Annotated in this window: 15 protein-coding genes, 1 tRNA gene and 2 pseudogenes; 9 read left to right on the forward strand and 9 right to left on the reverse strand. The window is 71.3% G+C overall.

Annotated elements, in window-relative coordinates:
- Window positions 1–631: 631 nt before the first annotated feature.
- The 4 genes from BMZ47_RS26475 (at window position 632) to BMZ47_RS26490 (ending at window position 3809) form a co-directional block, all read left to right on the forward strand.
- Entirely contained in the window at window positions 632–928 is a 297-nt protein-coding gene (locus tag BMZ47_RS26475; protein WP_091865248.1) for a hypothetical protein, read from the forward strand.
- Window positions 929–1127: 199 nt separating this feature from the next.
- Window positions 1128–1748: a hypothetical protein gene (locus tag BMZ47_RS26480; protein ID WP_007559181.1), complete on the forward strand. Its 621-nt coding sequence runs from the start codon at window positions 1128–1130 to the stop codon at window positions 1746–1748.
- A 395-nt stretch (window positions 1749–2143) separates the two neighbouring features.
- Complete coding sequence (locus tag BMZ47_RS26485) at window positions 2144–2485, forward strand: hypothetical protein (protein ID WP_091865250.1); 342 nt, start codon at window positions 2144–2146, stop codon at window positions 2483–2485.
- Between the two features lie 46 nt (window positions 2486–2531).
- Window positions 2532–3809 carry a DUF3829 domain-containing protein gene (locus tag BMZ47_RS26490; RefSeq protein WP_091865252.1) on the forward strand — a complete coding sequence of 426 codons (1278 nt, stop codon included), beginning with the start codon at window positions 2532–2534 and terminating at the stop codon, window positions 3807–3809.
- A 71-nt stretch (window positions 3810–3880) separates the two neighbouring features.
- On the opposite strand, the gene BMZ47_RS26495 is transcribed toward BMZ47_RS26490, so the two are convergent.
- A complete protein-coding gene (locus tag BMZ47_RS26495; RefSeq protein ID WP_091865254.1) occupies window positions 3881–4648 on the reverse strand; it encodes a GNAT family N-acetyltransferase in 768 nt (255 codons plus the stop codon).
- Window positions 4649–4650: 2 nt separating this feature from the next.
- A complete protein-coding gene (locus tag BMZ47_RS26500; protein ID WP_091865256.1) occupies window positions 4651–7500 on the reverse strand; it encodes an amino acid adenylation domain-containing protein in 2850 nt (949 codons plus the stop codon).
- 150 nt (window positions 7501–7650) lie between these two features.
- Here BMZ47_RS26500 and BMZ47_RS26505 point away from each other — a divergent pair, with 150 nt between their 5' ends.
- The 3 genes from BMZ47_RS26505 to BMZ47_RS26515 are packed head-to-tail and all read left to right on the forward strand — an operon-like array spanning window position 7651 to window position 11451.
- On the forward strand, window positions 7651–8643 hold the full coding sequence (locus tag BMZ47_RS26505) for a GNAT family N-acetyltransferase (protein ID WP_091865258.1): 993 nt from the start codon (window positions 7651–7653) through the stop codon (window positions 8641–8643).
- 34 nt (window positions 8644–8677) lie between these two features.
- Window positions 8678–10009, forward strand: a complete 1332-nt coding sequence (locus BMZ47_RS26510) for a lysine N(6)-hydroxylase/L-ornithine N(5)-oxygenase family protein (RefSeq protein WP_091865260.1) — start codon at window positions 8678–8680, stop codon at window positions 10007–10009.
- A 5-nt stretch (window positions 10010–10014) separates the two neighbouring features.
- Window positions 10015–11451 carry an MATE family efflux transporter gene (locus tag BMZ47_RS26515; RefSeq protein ID WP_091865262.1) on the forward strand — a complete coding sequence of 479 codons (1437 nt, stop codon included), beginning with the start codon at window positions 10015–10017 and terminating at the stop codon, window positions 11449–11451.
- Between the two features lie 21 nt (window positions 11452–11472).
- On the opposite strand, the pseudogene BMZ47_RS29065 reads toward BMZ47_RS26515, so the two are convergent.
- From BMZ47_RS29065 to BMZ47_RS26545, 7 genes and pseudogenes are all read right to left on the reverse strand, one after another.
- Window positions 11473–11958: pseudogene (locus BMZ47_RS29065) on the reverse strand (sigma-70 family RNA polymerase sigma factor); the annotation flags it as partial.
- Between the two features lie 650 nt (window positions 11959–12608).
- Window positions 12609–12776: a hypothetical protein gene (locus tag BMZ47_RS28740; RefSeq protein WP_167369116.1), complete on the reverse strand. Its 168-nt coding sequence runs from the start codon at window positions 12774–12776 to the stop codon at window positions 12609–12611.
- 199 nt (window positions 12777–12975) lie between these two features.
- Window positions 12976–13052: transfer RNA gene (locus BMZ47_RS26525), tRNA-Arg, on the reverse strand.
- A gap of 155 nt (window positions 13053–13207) precedes the next feature.
- Window positions 13208–13453: pseudogene (locus BMZ47_RS26530) on the reverse strand (transposase); the annotation flags it as partial.
- Between the two features lie 271 nt (window positions 13454–13724).
- A complete protein-coding gene (gene cydX, locus BMZ47_RS26535) occupies window positions 13725–13856 on the reverse strand; it encodes a cytochrome bd-I oxidase subunit CydX (RefSeq protein WP_091865266.1) in 132 nt (43 codons plus the stop codon).
- A 58-nt stretch (window positions 13857–13914) separates the two neighbouring features.
- Window positions 13915–15069: a cytochrome d ubiquinol oxidase subunit II gene (cydB, locus tag BMZ47_RS26540; protein WP_091865268.1), complete on the reverse strand. Its 1155-nt coding sequence runs from the start codon at window positions 15067–15069 to the stop codon at window positions 13915–13917.
- Window positions 15070–15138: 69 nt separating this feature from the next.
- Complete coding sequence (locus BMZ47_RS26545) at window positions 15139–16728, reverse strand: cytochrome ubiquinol oxidase subunit I (RefSeq protein WP_091865270.1); 1590 nt, start codon at window positions 16726–16728, stop codon at window positions 15139–15141.
- Window positions 16729–16831: 103 nt separating this feature from the next.
- Here BMZ47_RS26545 and BMZ47_RS26550 point away from each other — a divergent pair, with 103 nt between their 5' ends.
- Together BMZ47_RS26550 and BMZ47_RS26555 are read left to right on the forward strand one after the other, a co-directional pair.
- A complete protein-coding gene (locus BMZ47_RS26550; protein ID WP_091865298.1) occupies window positions 16832–18478 on the forward strand; it encodes an ATP-binding cassette domain-containing protein in 1647 nt (548 codons plus the stop codon).
- Window positions 18475–20118 (forward strand): ATP-binding cassette domain-containing protein, encoded by a 1644-nt coding sequence (locus BMZ47_RS26555; protein ID WP_091865273.1) that lies wholly within the window; start codon window positions 18475–18477, stop codon window positions 20116–20118. The genes BMZ47_RS26550 and BMZ47_RS26555 overlap by 4 nt, the downstream gene beginning before the upstream one ends.
- Window positions 20119–20251: the final 133 nt, after the last annotated feature.

The following is a 20251-nucleotide window of genomic DNA, read 5'->3' on the forward strand; positions in this document are numbered from 1 at the left end:
GCGTAGCCGGCGTTGATACCGAAATAGGCGCCGGTCCAGGTGAACACCGGGACGGGGGTGAAGACGGGCGGCGGGGCGGCGCGACGCGGCAGGTCGGCGGCGGCGGCCGCGCCGGTCAGGGCGGTGAAGGCGGCCAGGGAGGCGATGAGCTTGGTCATGTTGGGCGGTCCAGGGTTTCTATCTGTCGGTAAGCCTACCGGCACGTGGACCAAATAGCTGTAGTTTTACGGACACACCCAGCGATAACGGCGCGGGCGACATAGTAAACCATTTATGAAGCCGCGATGGATTGCGAAATACATTGCGCTGTACTGGGCCCTGCACCACGACCTGGGACAAACCCGGCATCCGACTGTTGCCGCTGCCACCGGATCGACGATCTCCAGACTGTCCGAAGGCGGTGCGGGCGGATGCCGCTCCGCCGGAAAGCTCGGGGGCGACCCATCCAGAGGGCCCCGCGCCTGCCGCCGGGACCGCTTCCTGCCGCGCTGGGATAGCGGGCGCCGGACCGGGCGGAGCCGCGCTCCGGGGACCATGCCCGCGCGGGTTGCCCGCACCTGTGACACCGATGCCGGGACACGGGATGAGAGACGGCCGGTTTCCCTCATTCGACAGGTGGAGACCGATCCCCATGCCCAAACGCATCTTGATGGCCGCCACGGCCGCACTCCTCGCGACCCCGGCCCTGGCCCAAAGCATCCCGACATCCCCGAATACGACGGGCCATGTCTCGCCCGGAACGCCGGGCGTCGTCACCCAGCAGCCGGGATCCACCGGCGCCGAAGACGCGGCAACCATCTCGCCGACCGGCCGGCCGCAGGACGGCGCCGCCCCCGACTCGGCGGCGGGGGGGAATGCCGGGCAGCCCTCGCGCACCGGCTCGACCGGCAGCGGCGGCGGCGGTGCCGGGAACGGTGGCGGGGGCTGAGCGCATCCGCATCGGGCGCGCGGCCCCGGTGACCGCCTGACCCGACGCGCCCGGTCGTCCGCGCGCCTTTCTATCAAGGATGGCGCCGGGTGGCCGTGGCTGCCTCCGGAGGTGGAAGCCGGATCGGCACCGACCACAGAACAAGTCCGTCCGAGCACGGTTGAGCATAGGCCAAACCAACACAGTGGAGGACGCTCACATGCGACGGCTCAATCTGATGTGCGGGGCTGCAGCCCTGGCAGCCCTCACCGTCTTCCCGGCCGTTGCGTTCGCCCAGGAAGGCGGCCCGTGCTCGGACGACATCGCCAAGCTGCGGCGGGACATGGACAAGCAGGTCGGAATGGGGGCGCCCACCTCCGAGCCGGATTACGGCCAGCGCAAGGGGCCTGAGAATGCGTCGGGCCAGCAAACGGCGGGCACGACCGGCGGCACTGCGAAACCGGTGGGCACGCCGGATACGGATCGGGCGCAGCAGGGCGGCGCCTCGCGCGAGAGCGGCGGCACGCCCGGGACGGTCGGCGGCGTATCGGGTCCCGTGGGCGCGGCGACGGGCAGCGGACAAGCGGACGGCATCGCCAGCAGTCGGGTCGCGACCTCGCCGGACGATGTCCGCCGGCAATCGGAGAACCGTCCGACCGCCGCGGCCGCCGCGGCGAAGGGCGGGGACCCCAAGGCCTCGCCGGGCTTGGCATCGGAGGACAAGGTTTCCCAGGCCAAGACGGCCTTGCAGCGGGCCGTCGATCTGAACGCCAAGGGGGATCAAAGCTGCCGCGACGCGGTCAAGGAAGCGCGCAACCTCCTGCCGCAACAGGGGCAGTGAGAGCCGGATCCGCGCGCGCCATAGCTGCGCTCGCCTTCGATCGGCCCATGGTATGATCGGCCCTGCTGGCGGTGCACGCCGTCATCAGGGCCCCGCCCTGGCGTTCCCCAAGAGGCTCGGGTGGGGCCACGTCCCGGATCGACCGGTTCGCTGGCACGCCGACGCTACCCTCGAGCCGTTCCGTTGGGATCGCAGCATCGCGGTCGCCGGGGCCAGGATCGGCGGATATTTCCGGCAATCAGTATTCGTCCGCGCTCACGCCGCCGCGAACACAGCATTGCCCCAATCGCAGTTCCAAGAGGGACCGGAAGGGGCGCCGGCGGCGCGCCTGATCGCGGGCGGCCCGGCGCGCCGCCCTTCGGCTGCGGACCCGGATCGAAACAGGGGCGCTGGGGATGCTGTTCATCTGGTCGGGCTGGGGGATCGTGGTCATCCCCGTCGCGCTCGGCACCGCCGTCGCGGTCGGGGCCTTGGGCGGCCTCGCGTTGCGCACCCTCGGCCATCCCGAACTCACCTTCCTCGCCGTCAGCCTCGGGCTGTTCGCGGCCGCGGCCGCCACCTGGATGGTCGGCCGACGCCTGAACAATACGCCGCCGCGCGCCCTCATCGACCCGGCCACGAACGCGCGCATCCTGCTGCGCCGCCGCCACACGCTGTTCTGGGTGCCGGCGCAGTACTGGTCCGCACCCGTCGCGCTGGCCGCCCTCGTCCCGCTGCTGGCCCTCCGCACGCTCTGAGCGCGCCAGCCCCCACCCGCCCGACCGGCCGTTCCAGGAGATGAGGATGCCGCGCGTCAGATCCGTGGTGAGGCCGCCACGGGGTCGCCTCACCGCAGCGTGTCTCGCCGCCGTGCTGGCGACGCCGGCCGCGGCCGTGACGCCGCTCACGCCGGTCGGCGTGGAGAGCTGCGACGCCTTCCTCGACGCCTACGCGCAATGCGCGGCGAGCCCCGGCGTGCCGGAGCCCGCCCGTCCCGGCATCCGCCAAGGCATCAACACGATGCGCGAGAGCTTCCGGGACTCGGTGGCCCGCAACCCGGCAGCCCGGCCGACCGTCGCCTATCAATGCGCCCAGGCCCACGAGGCCGTGCGCAAGAGCCTGGTCGACGCCTTCAAGTGCGATTTCCCCGCTTTGCCCGCGGCCTCGCAGGCGCTCCTGCAAGCGGCGCCCCCCGTGGCGGCCGCGCAGGCGCCCGCCCGGGCCACGCCGCCGCCGCAGAGTCCCGAAGCGCAGGCGGTCGCGAAGGTGAACGCCTATACGGAGGCGCAGAACCATCTGGTGCGCTCCCACCCCCTGGAGCGCCAGTTCGCCGAATACCGGCGCGACAACGAGCGCGTGCTCAAGCTCGGCACCAAGCTGGGCGCCAACGCCTGGTACCATTTCGGCATCGTCGATTTCGACGGGGTGATCGACGAGCTGGAGAAGGCTGTCGCCCTGCCGGGAAGCATCCCCGAGGTCGATCCCCAGGCGGCTCGGCTGCTGGCGGCGCTGCGCGACGTCAACCCGACCCTCAAGGCCCTGACCCGCTACCAGACGACCCGGGAATTCAAGGAGGACGGATACACGTTCGCCCGCCAGCAGCACCCGATCCTCGTGCCCAAGGTCGAGGCGGCCGCCAAGGCGATGGATGCCTACGGCACCGCCCTGTTCGAGCGCGAGCTTGCCCGCGACGAGCGGCGGATGACCGCCCTGCCCGAGGACGCCCCCGCCCGCCGGCTCCTCGCGACCAGCCTCGCCCTGCGCCGGGCGGTGCAGCGTTTCGAGGCGCTGGGCCCGAAGGCCGACGTGGCGCCGTTCCTGGGGGCTTTGGGCGAGGTCTCGACCGCCAACCGGCAGCTCGGGACGAGTCTCGACGGCATGAGCCCGAAGCCGAGCGCGTCGTGCACGGGCTACGCCGACACCGTGGCCAGCGTGATCGGCCACGGCCGCGACGTGGCCCGGGACATCCGAGCCAGAGGCGACCCGAGCCAGCCGGCGCAATTGTTCAACGACACCTACAACCGCTCGGTGCGGGATCTCGAATCCTGCCAGCGGTCCGAGACCCGCGTCCGGCCCGGCTGAGGGCAGGCCCTTCGTCGCGAACGGAAGCGCGGCTGCGTGTCTCCCGGGCCGTTGATTTCCGAATCTCGATTCTACGGCTCGGTCATGCAGAGCAGTTCCGGGGTGTAAGCTGTCCTGAACCCAGCCTGCGCGTAGAGCGCTTCGATACCGCCCCCGGCCGGGCATTGCAGGAAAGCCCAGCGCGCCCCGCGCGCCTGCGCCTCGCGCAGGGCGGCGGCCGTCACGGCGCTGCCCAGGCCACGGCGCTGCCGGTCGGCCCGGGTGCTGACATTGTACAGCCCCGCCAGGCCGCCGCGCAGGTAGAGGCTCGCGCAGGCCGCCGGACCGCTTGTGTCGTGTAGGACGAGGTGGACCGGCACCAGCCCAGGCCGGGCCCGGGCCGCCCGCAGGGACGGCAGGTAGAACCGGCGCAGATGCGCCCTCACGGCCGCGTCGTCCGACAGATGGGCGAAGACCTGCTCGAAATCCGGCGATGGTGCGGGCGCGGCCAGGACCTGGACGACCCGGTCCGAGGAGGGCTGCGACTGGGTTAGCTGCGCCACCATCCAACTCGCCGGATAGGCGGCGGCCGGCTCGAACAACGTTCGCAGAGTTGCCGCCTCGACCGCGTCTCGGGCGAGAAAGGCGGGCGCCCTGGCGCGGCCGAGCGCCGCCGCTCCGGCCCAGATGAACTGGTCGGGCCGGCGGACCCCGTAGGCGAAGTTCAGGGTCGGGTCCGGGATCGCGCGGGACCAGGCATAAGCGGCCCCGCCCGGACCGTGCTCGACGCCGTCGATCAGGGAGCCGGTAAGCGCGGCCAGATGTGCATCCCGCAGCTCCTCGAAGGTGGGCACACCCATGCTCAGGCCGCACTCCAGGCCGGGCGCGGCGCCGTCAGCGCGGCGATCCGGGCATGGAGGTGCGGCGACAGAACGATGTCGAGATGGTCGGTCTCCGGCACGACCTCCACGGACAGGAGCCGGGTCGTGAGCGGCTGCCAGTCGATCACTGGCAGGCCGCGAGCGCGGGATTCCGCCGCGACGAAGCTGCGGATAGGCACCGAGCCGGGGACGAGACGCAGCGCCCGGAACTGGATCGCGTGATCGACCAGCGTCCACAGGATGCGCTCCCGGCTGCCGACCTCCGGACCGTCGGTAGGGAGGGGTTGCGGCTCGGCAGCCAGGAAGCGCAGGAACTGCACCGCGGTCTCCGGGTCCATCCGAGCGCGCAGGCTGTCCCAATGGGCGCGCATCGGCGAGCGCTCCAGCCACGCGGCCACCATCGCCTCGTGCGCCTCCCGCTCCTCGGCCGCGATCCGACGGCCGGCGCCGCGGGCGAAATTCGGCTCCAGCCCGCAGGCATCGAGCATGCCGACAAAGTCCAGGGGGACGCCCGGCCCGAGCAGCCGGGCGGTCTCATAGGCGAGAACCCCGCCCCAGGACCAGCCCAGGAACGCGCAGCCGCCCGCCCGACCGCGCATCAGGCCGCGTACCCGCTCGGCATAAGCAGTGGCGAGCACGGCGACTTCCGGCAGCGGGCGCACGGTCTCGACCAGGGAGGCGCAGAGGAAGCCGTGCGCCTCCTGATCGGGGCCGAGATGGGCGATCAGCGGCTCGTATTCCCGGGTGCTGACCAAGAGCCCCGGGAACAGCACCAAGAGCGGCCGCTCGGACCCACCGCCACCGGCCGAGAGCCGGACCGTCGGCGCCAGCCCCTCGTCGGCGGCCTCCGCGTCGGCGTCGATCCGCGCGGCCAGATCCGCGATGGTGGGATCGCGCAGGAGATCCGCGACCCCGATCCCGCCCCGGGGGGCGATGAGGCGCAGGCGCGCCACCAGCCGCAGGGCCGACAGGGAGTCGCCCCCGAGCGCGAAGAAGCGCCGATCCGCGACCCGGACCGGGAAGCCCAGCACTTCGGACCAGATCCCGGCGAGCCGCCGCTCCGTTGTGCTACCGGGCGGGCGCCCGCGCCGATCGTCGGCGGCCGGGTCCGGCAGGGCGTTGCGGTCGAGCTTGCCGTTGGCATTCACCGGCAGCCGGTCGAGCAGCGTCAGGCTCGCCGGGACCATCGGCTCCGGCAGCCGGCGGGCGAGGGCGGCGCGCAGGCGCCCGGCCTCCGGACGACGGCCCCTCGCCGGAACGACGTAGCCCGCGAGATAGGCGCCCGCCGGGCCCTCTCGGCGCAGGACCACGGCCTCGGCCACCTCGGGAAGCGCCCGCAGGGCGGCCTCGACCTCACCGATCTCAACCCGGTGGCCGCGGATCTTGACTTGGTCGTCCACCCGCCCCGCGAAGGCGAGGCTGCCGTCGGACCGCTGCCGGACCCGGTCGCCGGTGCGGTACATCCGGCCGCCCCGCGGGGCGAATGGGTCGGGCAGGAAGCGCTCCGCCGTTAGGGCGGCCCTGCGCCAGTAGCCTCGGGCGAGGCCACCGCCGATATAAAGCTCGCCGGTCTCACCCGGGGCCACCGGTTCGAGATCGGGACCCAGCACGTAGACCGCCCGCGCGCCCACCGGGCTGCCCACCGGCGCATAGGGTTCCGCGAAGGTCGTGCCCGGCGGCACTTTCCAGATCAGCGGCGAGATCACGCATTCAGTCGGCCCGTAGCCGTTGATCAACAGCCGCGGCTTCAGGATGCGGCCGAGCCGCGTGAAGGTCTCGCGGGCCATCGCCTCGCCGCCGAAGGAATAGACCTGCACCTCCGGCGCCTCACCCAGGCGCTCGGACCAGTCGGCGAGCTGACCGATATAGCTCGTTGGAAAGCCCGCATGCGTGACCCGGTGCCGGCGGATCTGCGCCAGGGTCTCGGCGGCGGTCCACAGTTCGGGGCCACGCAGCACGATGCAGCCACCCGCGATCAGCGGGGTCATCCAGCGCTCATGCGCACCGTCGAACGCGAAGGACAGGAAGTGCAGCTCGCGCGATTCCGCGTCCATCTCGTAGGCCTCCGCAGTGGTGCGGCAATGCATGGCCAGCGGCCCGTGCTCGACCACCACGCCCTTCGGCCGGCCGGTCGAGCCCGAGGTGTAGATCAGGTAGGCCGGATCGCCTGGCTCCGGCATCGGGGGCGCGGTCGCGCCTCGCGCGGCCTCGGCCAGAGCGGCGGGATCGAGCCGCGCGATTCCCGAAGGCAGGTCGAGCCGAGCGGCGATCTCCGGCGTGGTGATGCACTGCGTGATACCGGCATCCTCCAGCATCATGTGGATGCGGGCGGCGGGGTATTCGGGATCAAGCGGCAGGAAGGCGGCGCCGGCGCGGAGGATCCCGAGCAGCAGGATGATAATCTCCGGAGAGCGCTCGAGAGCCACCGCCACGCGCTGCCCCCGGCCGATCCCGCTCGCGGCGAGCCCGGCCGCGATAGCGGCGGCACGGGCGTCGAGGTCGCCCCGGGTGAGCGTCTCCCCGCCGAACAGCACGGCCGGTCTGTCAGGGGCCTCCGCGGCGAGGCGGGCGAGGCGGGCGGGAACGCTCTCGCGATCCGCGTCGGGCGTGGGCGACGATACCGGGTCGGGTACGTTGGCCGGATCCTCGAGCCAACTCCGCGCCGCCTCGATCCCGCAAGGGCCATGCACCTGGTTCCAGCCCGCGGGGAGCGCACGTCCGGCCGGCCAGAAGGCGGCATGCCCGGCCGCGTCGAATGCCACCACGACCGCGTCCTGGGTCCAATCCGCGCTCGACTCCCGGGTCATATCCTGGCCGTCCTGCTTGTCCATCCGCTCACTCCAGCGCCCCTTGGGCCTCGACACATCTGACGGTTGACCCGGGCCGCGGTTCAGGCCGGGGCACCCGCGCGGACTCAAAAAAAGTCTGAACCGCGACCGGGACCAACCGTCAGGGAGGTGCCGACGACACGCGGAGGGCGGATGAGCGATCGTGTGAGGGATGAGGCGGGAGCGGTGCGGCTCAGCCTGGACGGGAGCGCGCAGGCACCGGTGATCCGGGTCACGGCTGCGGCCCGCCTGGAGGCCACCGTGGAGGCGATCCTGGCCCAGGCCGAGGTGCTGACAGCCGAGAACACGCAGGTCCTGCGCATCGGCGTCGAGGCCGACCCCGCCGTTGCCGAAGGGCTTCTTGCCCTCGGGGCCGCCCGGCGCATCGGCGCTGCAATCGAGATCCTGCCCGGGCTGCTCTGGCAATGCGCCACCCGTTGGCTGCCCGATCCCCGGTCGCCGTTTCCCGAGCTGTTCACGGTCACGGACGGGCGCCGCCATCCGCTGCGGCCTGGGACGCCGGCCGGAACGGTCTATGCCCGGACGATCCCGTGGCTCGGCCGCCGCCTGAGCTTCCGCACGATGACGGAGCCGGGAGATCTCGCACTGTTCTCGGCCTGGATGAACGATCCCCGGGTCGCCGAGGTCTGGCAGGAGCGCGGCACGCTGGCGGAGCACCAAGCCTATATCGCGCGGCTTCAGGCTGATCCGGCAAGCCTGCCGCTGTTCGGCTGCTTCGACGGCGCGCCATTCGGCTATTTCGAATTGTACTGGGCCCGCGAGAGCCGCCTCGGCCCCCTCTACGAAGCCGGCCCCTACGATCGCGGCTGGCACGTCGCGATCGGCGATGCCGCGATCCGCGGGCGCCCGTACCTCTCGGCCTGGCTGCCCTCGCTGATGCACTACCTGTTCCTCGACGAGCCGCGCACGCAGCGCATCGTCGGCGAGCCTCGGGCCGATCACACCCAACAGATCCGCAACCTGCACGGCTCGGGATTCGCCACGATCGCCACCATCGACTTCCCGCACAAGCGCGCCGCCCTGGTCAGCCTGTCGCGCGAGCACTTCGTCCGGGACCGACTCTGGGTGCCCAGCGCCGCTTCCGCCGATGCGGCGCCGCGCCCTCCAGCGGTGCCGGCCACCTGATCGCCCTCCCCCGACCTGACGAGAGACGCGCGCGATGACGGATCACCCCGCAACCGACGACATCATCGGCATCGGCTTCGGCCCGGCCAACCTGTCCCTGGCCATCGCCCTCCGGGACGCGATGGTCGGCAGCCCGCTGCGCCCGAGCGTCCGCTTCCTCGAGCGGCAGGAACGCTTTGGCTGGCACCGGGCCATGATGCTGCCTGGCGCCGACATGCAGATCAGCTTCGTCAAGGACCTCGTGTCCCTACGCGACCCAACGAGCCCGTTCAGCTTCATCAACTACCTGCACGTGAAGGGGCGACTGAACACCTTCCTCAACCTCAAGACGTTCAATCCATCCCGGGTCGAGTACAACGACTACCTGGCCTGGGCGGCTGAGCACTTCGCCGACGTGGTCGCGTATGGCGAGACGGTGGACGCCGTCCGGCCGGAGACCCGGGAGGGGCGGCTCGCCGCCTTCGTGGTCGAGGGCCGGGACCGGGCGGGCGGGCGCCGCCTGCGCCGCTGCCGCCATCTGGTCGTGGCGGCGGGCGGCGACCCGGCGATCCCACCGCCGTTCTCGGCGCTGGTCAACGACAAGCGGCTGATCCATTCGTCCTGGTATCTTCCGGGGATCGCGGGCGCCCTCGGGCAGCCGCAGCTCGAAGGCCCCCAGCTCCGTATCCTGGTGGTGGGCGGCGGCCAGAGCGCCGTGGAGATCGCAACCGACCTGGGCGAGCGCTATCCCCGGGCGCTGATCGACCTCGCCATCCGCGGCCCCGCCCTGAAGCCGGCCGACGACAGCCCGTTCGTCAACGAGATCTTCGATCCGGCCGCGGTCGACCGCATCCACGACGCCCCGGCGCCGGTGCGGGCGGAGCTGATCGCGGCCCACCGCGCCACCAACTACGCGGTCGTCGACGCGGATCTGATCCAGGCCTTCTACGCCATGCTGTACGAGCAGGAGGTCAGCGGCGTGACCCGCTACCGGCTGCGGCGCAGCACCCGGGTGCTGGCCCTGGAGGCCGGCCCCGAGGGCCTGTCCACGGTGCTGCGCGACGACGTCGCCGGGACCGAGGAGCGCCAGACCTACGCGGTCGTGATCTGTGCCACCGGCTACCAGCGCGCCGCGGTGCCGTCGATCCTCGACCCGCTGCGCCCGTTCCTCGCCGGCGAGATCGTTAACCGGCACTACCGCCTGCCGCTGGATCCCGCCGAGCCGCGGGTGAGCCTGCATCTCCAGGGCTTCAGCGAGCCGACCCACGGGCTGACCGAGACCCTGCTGTCGATCCTGCCGGTACGGGCGGGCGCCATCGCGCAGACGATCCTCGCGGAAGAGCGCGCCGCCCGGGCGACGATCCGAACCGCCGCGGCCCAGCCGTGAAGCGTATGCGGGCGCGACCCTGCGGCGGACCGGCGGATCTCGACGGCGACCGGGTTATTGCCCTGGTTCTGCGCCTGTCGGGGCCGGCGATCCTCGGCATTTCGGCCCATGCGCTCCAGATGCTGGTCAACGCCTGGTTCGTGGCCGATCTCGGCGCGGCGGCAATCGCCACCATCGCCATCGCGTATCCGGTGACGCTCCTAGTGGCCGCGCTAGGGTACGGGGCCGGCATCGCGGCGGCTTCTCAGGTCGCCCGGGCCCTCGGCGCCGGCGACCGCGATCGGGCCGACGAGGCCGCATCTCTGGGCTTCTGGCTTTGCCTGCCGGCGGGCGGGGCCGTCACGGCCGCGATCCTCGCCGACACGCCGGCCTGGCTCGGGCTCCTCGGTGCGGATGCCCCTCTGGCCGCGGCGGCAACCCCGTACACGGCGCTGGCGACCATCGGCACTGCACTGATGCTGGTGATGATCGTCGGTGGCTTCGTGGTCCGCGCCCAGGGGCATGCCCGCCTCAGCGGCGCGATCATGATCGGCAGCTTCGGCCTCAACATCCTGCTGGACTGGATCCTGATCCGGCTCTGCGGCCTCGGCACCGCGGGCGCCGGCTGGGCGGCGATCGGCGCGCAGGCCGCCGGGGCCGCCGCCTACGGCTTGCACTTCGTCCGCGCCCGGGGGCCGGACCGGATCCGGTTCCGCAGGCCCGGCGGCGGGCGGATCCGGCCCGGTCTGCTGCCCGAGGCTCTGCGGCTCGCAGTGCCGGCCACTGGCTCCAGCCTGCTTGCGGCCTTCGCGATGGCCCTGTTCGTCGAGGCAGCGGCCCCCTACGGCGACGCGGCGGTGGCGGCGCAGGGGCTGGCCCTGCGCCTCATCCTGGTGGCGGCCCTGCCGCTCCTCGGCATGATGGCAGGCGCCCAGACCGTTCTGGGTCATGCCGCCGGCGCCGGCCGCGACGACCGCCTGGACCAGACCTTCCGTTTCGTGACCGCCGCCTCCCTGGCCTACGGGGTGGTGGTGGGCGGGTTGATGTTCACCCTCGCAGAGCCCCTGACCGCCTTGTTCGCGCAGGATGCTGAGACGGCCCGAGAAGGCGCGCGCGCCACGGCCGCCTTCGCGGTGGCGTTCGCCCCGGTGGGACTACAGCTCACCGCCGCGACTCTGTTCCAGGCGATCGGCGCCCCGCGCCGGGCCGCCGCGGTTTCGCTGGCGGCGCAGGGGCTGGCGCTGATCCCGCCGCTTCTGATCCTGCCGCGGCTGTTCGGGTATGACGGCGTGCTGGCGAGCCGGATCGCGGCCGAGTTCTTCGCCGACGGTCTCGGCCTCGCGCTGATGCTGGCGTGGCTGTCCGGTGCGGGCACTCGCAGGGCAGGCGGCGCAGCGCCGGTCGAGGGCGGCGAGGCAATGGAGATGCCCCCGGCGCACGAGGCTGCACACCAGCGCGCGTGAGACGCCCATCCGCGCCGCAATCACGTTCTGCGGCACGCCGTCGACCCGATGTAGGCGGAACGCCGTGCCGACCGGTTCCGGCAACTGCGCAATCGCCGTGCTGACCCGCTCGAGGGCCTGACGCGAAGCGGTGGCCACCTCTGGCGTTCCGGTCGCCGGGTCCGGAGGATCCAGGGCTTCGTCGAGACGGGCGAAGAGCCGCCGCTCGAGGTTGCGCCGCCGCGCGTGATCAATGGCGAGGTTGCGGACCATGCGCCCGACATAGGCCGCCGACCGGACTTCGTCCGAAGGCGGCGTGGCGGCGAGGCGCAGCATTACGTCCTGCACCACGTCTTCCGCCTGTTCGCGGCAAGCGAGAATGCGATTGGCGATCGAGACATAGGCCGCGCGATACCGCTCGGATGCCGCCATAGTCCCGGACGCTTTCCCCGATGCCGGGTCGGTTCGGCGGGGCGAGAACGCCGCCCTCTCTGGGTGCTCGTGTCGGTTCAATGACGCCGCACTCATGCTGTTCCGGAAGCGACAGCATACACGCAACCGCGACAATGGAAATAATCATTCAATATATTGTAATGATTTTAATTCGAAACACGGGTCGTTCATCGAGATGATTGCCATATCGTGCCGGCATAGACTAGGCCCGGACCCGGTCGGCACACTGAAACTATACACATTAATGGTCATAGCTCAGGTCGCATATTCAGACTTTCGGAGGACGCTCAGCTTCTATGCAGTCCTGTCCTCGGTCAGACCCGCTCCCGTCCACGGTCGTGCCGCCGCGCGGCTCGGCGCCGGCATGATTGCCATGCCCGTCTCATCACGGATGGCTCGATGACGGGCCAAACGGCAGGACAGGCCAGGACGCCCACGCTTGAAACGTGTTCGCCGGGTAGCGCCAGCCCCATTTCCAGGGTCCGCCGCGCGTCTCGGGCGATCGATCTGAATGACGCCAAAGCAGACAAGACTGGGCGGCCTGCCTGCCCAGACAGCAACGCGACCAAAGCCACGGATACGCGGGGCAACGCGACATAGAGCTGGTCGGTTGTCGTGACGGGGCGTGCAAGGCGCGGCTGAAGAGTTGGGCCAGCCCGCGCCGATCGCCTAGCTTCATAGCTGAGGCGACCGGCCCGAGGTCGAGCGCGCCGCCGCGGAGCAGGTCAGCCGCCGCCGATACCGGTGGTCACCTTGCCGGTCCCCTTGCAGTCCGGGCAGGAGACGGTGTCGACCTTGCCGGTCCCGCTGCACGCGCGACACAGGTTCTCGCCCGTTCCGGGCGCGCCCGGGGGCACCTCGTCGCCGGGTTTCGCGGCGTCTGACATGCTCATGACGTGTCTCCTCTCTGTATCGAGAGAAAACCGGAGGGCGTCGAACACCGTTCCCGCCTCTCGACGAACACCGGGCGCTCAGATCACGGGAGGCGAAGGCGCCGTCCCACCCGAACACGACGCGGGGATCTGCCAAATTCAACAGGCGCGCGCCGGCCGGACCGCCCGGCGCGAAACGATGCCACCGCGTTGCGTTGCCTGGCGACCCCGGTTGGGCTCGAACCAACGACCTGCCGCTTAGAAGGCGGCTGCTCTATCCAGCTGAGCTACGGAGTCTCGGGTGCCAGCGCCCTCAAAAGCCATGGGCTAGGCCGAGGGTCAAGTGTCCGCTCTTCCGAGGAAAACGCCGCGAGCCAGAGCTCCGTCACCGGGGACGAAATAGCCATTCGTGGCCTTGGACGAGTCCTCAACCTAACCTAGGTGTACCGTCGTTACAGCGCGGTTAAAAGCCAAGATCCTAGGGTCTGTCGTGGCTTAAAGTGATCGAGTGCTGCGGCGAGACAGTGGACACCGCTGAAGCTTGCGGCGGTCTTCTCGTAGCGCGTGGCAACCGTCCGCCATTCCTTGAGCGGCGCCCAGAGCCGCTCGACGATGTTGCGGTTGGTGGAGATCCAGTCGGAACAGCGCGTGAGGGCCTTGTTGCGCTAGGACGGGATGGCAGGCTTTGCCCCAGCCTTTCGGACTGACTGCAGATCTGCTCGGCGATGGTCCAGCCCCTACCCCGACGGTCCTCGGCGGGATTGGCCGTGGCCGGCGGATTTCGTGAGCACGCCCATACGGCCCCAGCACGATACAGTTCTTGCGGTGCGCCATGCGGCAGGAGGGGTCCGACGTTGCGTTCACCTTCAAGCCCGGCGTCCGCTGGACTTGAAAATGGGGCGCTTTGAAGGAAGCACAGGGCGTGGATATCGGTCGGAGGACCATCCCACAGTGGCGTAACATCCAAGGTCAAGGTGTCGAGAGAGGCTCGACAATGTCCTGCGGCGCTTCGCGAACGGAGCGCAACTCGTACCACAGGGCGTTCAGCACCCCGGCTGCGGCGGCGAGGCCGAGGCCGAGGACCCAGGCGAAGTACCACATTGTCGAACTCCTTCGAGAGCGGGGAGGAAGCCCGCGGCCGTCCGGCCGCGGAGCGAGCTCAATAGGCCGCCGAGCCGGGGGCAGTGATGTCGCGCTCGGAGACCTTCCCCCAGAGCACCCGGTAGACCCAGGCCGTGTAGGCGAGGATGATCGGCAGGAAGACCACCGTCGCGATCAGCATGTTGCGCAACGTCGCCCGGCTGGAGGAGGCGTCGAAGACGGTGAGCGCGTGGCCCGGATGCGTGCTCGACGGCAGGATGACGGGAAACATCGCGAGGCCGACCGTGGCGATGATGCAGGCGATGCCGAGCTTCGAGGCCAGCAGGGTCAGGCCCTCCCGCCGGGCGCGGAAGCCCATCATGGCGAGCAGCGGCGCTACGATGCCGAGGAGCGGCACGAGGGCGAGGGCCGGGTGCGCGCGGAAATTCGCGAGCCATGCGCCGGCTTCCGTGACGACCTCCTTGGCGAGCGGGTTCGAGGGGCCGTCGCCGGGCAGCGCGGTCACGACCCGGTAGCCGCCGAAGGCCCCGGCCCAGACCAGCAGGCCGCCGAGCGCGAAGAGCGCCGCGGTGGCGAGCGCCGCCCGCCCTCCGATGGCGCGGGCGCGCTCGGCGACCGGCCCCTCGGCCTTGAAGGCGAGCCACGCCGCCCCGTGGGCCACCAGCATCGCCACCGAGAGGCCGCCGCAGAGGAGCGCGAGCGGGTTGAGCAGGCCGAACAGCGTGCCGCCGTAGATCGGCCGCAGGTCGTCCGTGAAGTGGAAGGGGACGCCCTGGAGCACGTTGCCGACGGCGACGCCGAAGATCAGGGCCGGCACCGCCCCGCCGACGAAGAGCGCGGCGTCCCAGCGCGCGCGCCAAGCCGGGCTCTCGTTCTTCGAGCGGTACTTGAAGGCCACCGGCCGCAGGATCAGCGCGAACAGCACGAGGAACATGGCGAGATAGAAGCCGGAGAAGCTCAGCGCGTAGAGCGCCGGCCACGCGGCGAAGATCGCGCCTCCGCCGAGCACCAGCCAGACCTGGTTGCCTTCCCAGGTCGCCGAGACGGTATGGATCGCCAGCCGCCGCTCGATGTCGGTGCGGGCGACGAAGGGCAGGAGCGCGCCGACGCCGAGATCGAAGCCGTCGGTGACGGCAAAGCCGATCAGCAGGACGCCGAGCAGGACCCACCAGATCAGCCGTAGGCTTTCATAGTCCGAGAGAAGGGCGAGCATGCGGGAAACTCCTCGGCAGGGAGGCGCGACCGGGATCGGCCGGCATCCGAAGGAAGGGGAGGGAGGGGGTTACTCGGCGGCGGCGAGGCGTGCGCCGGTCCCGTTCACGGTCTGGCCGGGGAAGAGCGCCGCCGGATCCTCGGCCAGCGTCTCGGGACCCTTGGCGATGGCCCGCAGCATCAGCCGCACCTCGATCACCGCCAGCACGCCGTAGACGAGGGTGAAGCCGGCGATGGTGATGAGCAGGGAGGGGATCCCGAGTTCGGAGGTGGCGAGCGCGGTCGGCAGTACGCCCTCGATGATCCAGGGCTGGCGGCCGAACTCGGCGACGAACCAGCCGAACTCGATGGCGATCCAGGGCAGCGGCAGAGCCAGCAGCGCCGCCTTGAAGAGCCAGCGGGGCGCCTCCGCCTCCCGCGCCGTGTGCCAGAGCGCGGCCCCGAACAGGGCGATCAGGAGAAAGCCGCAGGCCACCATCGCCCGGAAGGTGAAGAAGATCGACGGCACATGCGGCACGGTCGACCACGCCGCCCGATCAATGTCGGCGTCGGTCGCCGTCCGCGGGTCGCCGATCAGCGGCTTGAGGAGCTGGGCGTAGCCGAGATCGGCTTGCGTCCGGGCGAAGTCGGCGCGGGCCTGGGCATCGTTACGGTCGGCCTTGATCCGCTCCAGGGCCGCGTAGGCGACGAGCCCGTTGCGGATGCGGTCCTTGGCGTGCGCGACGAGCTCGGTGATGCCGGGGATCTCGGTCGTGAGCGAGCGGGTGCCGATCAGGCCCATCGCGTAGGGGATGTGGAGGGCGTAGCGCGTCGTGCGGCTCTCCAGATCCGGGATGCCCACGGCCGTGAAGGCGGCGGGCGCGGGCTCCGTGTGCCACATCGCCTCCATGGCGGCGAGCTTCATCTTCTGGTGGTCGGTGATGGCGTAGCCGCTCTCGTCGCCGAGCACGACGACGCTGAGCGCCGAGGCCAGCCCGAAGGCTGCCGCGATGGCGAAGGAGCGCTTGGCCAGTTCCAGGTGCCGCCCCCGCAGGATGTAGAGGGCCGAGACGCCGAGCACGAAGACCGCGCCGCAGACGTAGCCGGCCGAGACCGTGTGAACGAACTTCGCCTGCGCGACCGGATTGAGCAGGACGGCGGCGAAGTCGGTCACCTCCATGCGCATCGTGTCCGGGTTGAAGGCGGAGCCCACCGGGTTCTGCATCCAGCCGTTGGCGATCAGGATCCAGAGCGCCGAGAAATTCGTGCCCAGCGCCATTAGCCACGTGACGACGCAGTGGGCCAGGGCCGAAAGCTTGTCCCAGCCGAAGAAGAACAGCCCGACGAACGTCGCCTCCAGGAAGAAGGCCATCAGGCCCTCGATGGCGAGCGGGGCCCCGAACACGTCGCCGACGTAGTGGGAGTAATAGGCCCAGTTCATCCCGAACTGGAACTCCATGGTCAGGCCGGTGGCGACGCCGAGCGCGAAGTTGATCCCGAACAGGAGGCCCCAGAACTTCGTCATGTCGCGCCAGACCTTCCGGCGCGTCATCACGTAGACGGTCTCCATCATGGCGACCAGGATCGAGAGCCCCAGTGTCAGGGGCACGAACAGGAAGTGGTACATCGCCGTCAGCGCGAATTGCAGGCGCGACAGATCGACGAGCAGCGGGTCGGTCATGGAAGATTCCTCGGCGTCCTGCAAAGCCTGTCGCCCCGGAGGCGGCATGGGCGCCTTGACCCAGATCAAAGCCGTGCTCGGCCGTCCTCGCGCACAAGGCGGCATGTCCCGTCCGCGAACGATCCGCCTCCGCCGAACCGGCGCCCGTCCCGCGCCCGCCGCCCTCGGCCTCGCCCGCGAGGCGGCGCGCGCCGGCCTGCGGCGCATCCACGGGCTCCACGCCCTGCGCAGCGCCGCGGCGCTCGGAGGCGCCGTGGCACTCGCGCGGCTGACTGGCGCGTTGATCGAGACCGGCGAGCTCGACGGTCCAGCACTCGGCCTCGCGGTGGCCTGCGCGCTCGCGGGCGCATGGCTCGCCGCGGCGATCGAGGGGCGCAGCGCGGTGCTGGAGGCGGAGATCGGCGCAGGGCTGATCGATGCCGCGCAGGCGCAACTGACGGCGATGCCGGCCCGCACCGCCACGGCGCTGCCCAGGGGCGCGCTGATCGCCGGCCTGCAGCGCCATCCGGGGGCACTCGCCCGCCTCGTTGTCGGCCACGCCGCCGCGCGGCGCATGATGGCGCTTGGGCCCCTGCTGACGGCGGCCACCCTCGCTTTGGTCTCGTGGCAGGCTGCGCTCGCCCTTGTCCTCGCCAGCCCGGTGATGATCGTCTTCTTCGCCCTCGTCGGCGGGATGATCCGGGAGCGCGCCGCGGCGCAGGAGGCGGCGCTCGGGCGACTGGCGACCCAGTTCGCCGACCGCGTGCGGGCGCTGCCGACAATCCTGGCCGCCCACGGCCTCGCGCACGAGGCGGGCAAGCTCGACCGGCGGCTCAGGGCCTATAGCGACGGCACCATGGGCGTGTTGGCGGTCGCTTTCCTCAATGCGGGCGTGCTCGATTTCTTCTCGTCGCTCACGATCGCGATCCTGGCGGTCTTCCTCGGCCTGGGGCATCTCGGCCTCGCCGAGATCCCGGGCTTTGCCGGGCTCGCGCTCTGGCAGAGCCTGCTGATCCTGCTGCTCGCGCCCGAGTATTTCGCACCGTTCCGCCGCTACGCCGAGCTCTATCACGCCAAGGCGGAGGGCGAGGCCGCCGCGGACGCCCTCGCCTGGGTGTTTCCGCAGGACGCGACCGCGGAGGCCGTGATCGCCGAGCCGCGCCTCGAGGCGCCGGGCGTGCGCGGCCTCGTCCTGCCCCATGCCGGGCCGGTCCCGGATTTCGACCTGCCGCGGACGGGCCTCGTCGCGCTCACGGGGCCGAGCGGGGCCGGCAAATCGACCCTGCTGCGGGTGTTGGCCGGGGTCGAGGCGCCGCGCGCCGGTGCGGTGCGGCTGCCGGAGGCGGGCCCGAGAACCTGGGTCTCCCTGGAGAATCCCGTCCCGGCCGGTACGCTGCATCACGCGCTGACCGACGGCGTCGTGGCACCGCCCGAGGCGGTGGTACGGGCGGCCGCCGCGCTCGGCCTCGCCGACGACCCGCACTGGGCGGGCGGCCTCGATGCCCCTGTCCGGGCGGGGGCGGAAAACCTCTCCGGCGGCCAGCGGATGCGGATCGCGGTGGCGCGGCTCCTGCTGCGGCCGGGCCTCGCCTTCTGCGACGAGCCGACCGCCAAGCTCGATCCGGTCAACGCGGCGCGGGTCCGGCAGGCCCTGCGGGCGGCCGCCCGCCACCGCCTCGTCGTCGTCGCGACCCACGACCCCGCGCTGGCGGCGCTTGCCGACCGGCGGGTGAGCCTTGGCGCCGCCCCGCTCGAAAGACAGGCCGCATGATCCGCGCGTCGTCCGCGGCCGGCACGGCCGGCGCCCGAAACCGCATCTGGAGCCGGGGCTGGCACCTCGCCTTCGCCCTCGCGGCCCTGGCGCTCGCCGCAAGTTTGGCCCTGGCCGGCACCGCAATCGCCTTCCTGGCCGCAGTGGCGCTCGCCGGCGCGGGGCCGGCGGCCTTCGCCTTCAACTTTCACCATCCGGCCGCCCTGGTGCGTCTGTTCGCGCTGCTGCGCACGGGTGCGCGCTACGGCGAGCGCATGACCGGGCACCGCGCGGCGCTCGCCGATCAGGTCCGCCGCCGAGCCGGCTTGTTCGCGGCCCTGGCCCGGGCGCCGGAGAGCCGCGCCGCGGGCTGGCAGCTCGGCCGCCCGGAGCGGCTGGCCGACTTCATCGACGACGTGGCCGACGTCGACTACGCCCGGCTGCGTGTCGCCTTCCCGCTCGCGATCACCGGAGCGGCGCTCCTCGCGCTCCTGGCCGCGACCACCCTTCTCGCGCCGCTCGCCCTCATACCGCTCGCGTTAATCGCGATGACCAGCGTTCTGGTCGCCCGCCACACAGCCAGCCAGCTCGTTGTCATTGAGATGCGGACGCGAACGACGCGTCGGGCGGCGGCGGCGGATCTCGGTGCGGTGCTCGCTGGCTCGGTACCTCTCGACGCTGAGTGCCGCCGGGCGGCGGCTCTACGGGACGCCCTCGACCCGATTCGGGATGTTGAGCGGGGTACGGCCTGCGGGCGTGAAGCGCTTGCGCGGTTCGAGGCTTTGCTAGCGCTTGCCGGTCCGACCGCCACTCTTGCCGTGCTGCTCGCCGCCTGGAGTGCGGGAGCGCGCGGCACGGGCCTCCTGCCCGCGGCCTTCCTGGCCTTCGCATGGCTTGGGCTTACCGAGCCGATGCTCGCTCTTGCCCGTTCGCTTCTCGGTTCGGTCCGCGTCCGCCTCGCAAGGGCGAGCCTGGCAACCAGCCAGAGTGCGGACGATGAAGCGAACTTCGCACCTGACGCGACGGCAGGTGCGCTAAGCCTGCACCGCCTCCGGCTTCGGGCCCCGGACGGGCGAGACCTCGGCCTGGCCCCGGATCTGTCGGTTGCGCCCGGCCTTGCGCTGACCATCGTCGGCGCCAGCGGCTGCGGCAAGACCACCCTGCTGAAGGCGATGGCAGGCTGGAGCGCGGATCGGCCTGGGGAGATAGTCTGGCTCGACGGCACCGCCGTCCCCGCCGCCCGGCGGCGCGCGCTGACACATCTCGGTTTGCACGACGCAGCGATCCTTGCCGACACCGTGCGGGAGAACTTGTTCGCCCCTGACGCATCCGATGCGGAGCTCTGGGAGGCGCTTGCAGCGGTCGAACTCGATGCCCGCATCCGTGCGGCGGGAGGTCTCGACACCTGGATCGGAGAAGGCAGCCTCTCCCTTGGCGAGGCCCAGCGCCTCAACCTTGCTCGCGCCGACCTGAGCCAAGCTCCCGTGATCCTGCTCGACGAGCCCGCCGAGCATCTCGACGACGACCAGGCGACCCGCATCCTGCGGCGCCTCCTGACACGCTGGCGTAACCGGGACGTCGTTCTGACGAGCCACCGTCCAAACCTCAACCTCCCGGCGCGCATCGTATCACTCGAGCCCCTGCCATCCGGGCTGGATTGAGGGTCGATGCCGCAGATCTCGCCGGTCCGGCCTCGTGAACGGCGACTTTTCGACCTGCTGCGGTTCGCTTAGGCAGCCGCGTGAAACCGACCACCTGACGCCTCCGTGTTTTACGCAAGCCGCCAATGACCTG

Source organism: Methylobacterium brachiatum (genome assembly GCF_900113845.1).
GTDB classification, from domain to species: Bacteria; Pseudomonadota; Alphaproteobacteria; order Rhizobiales; family Beijerinckiaceae; genus Methylobacterium; species Methylobacterium brachiatum.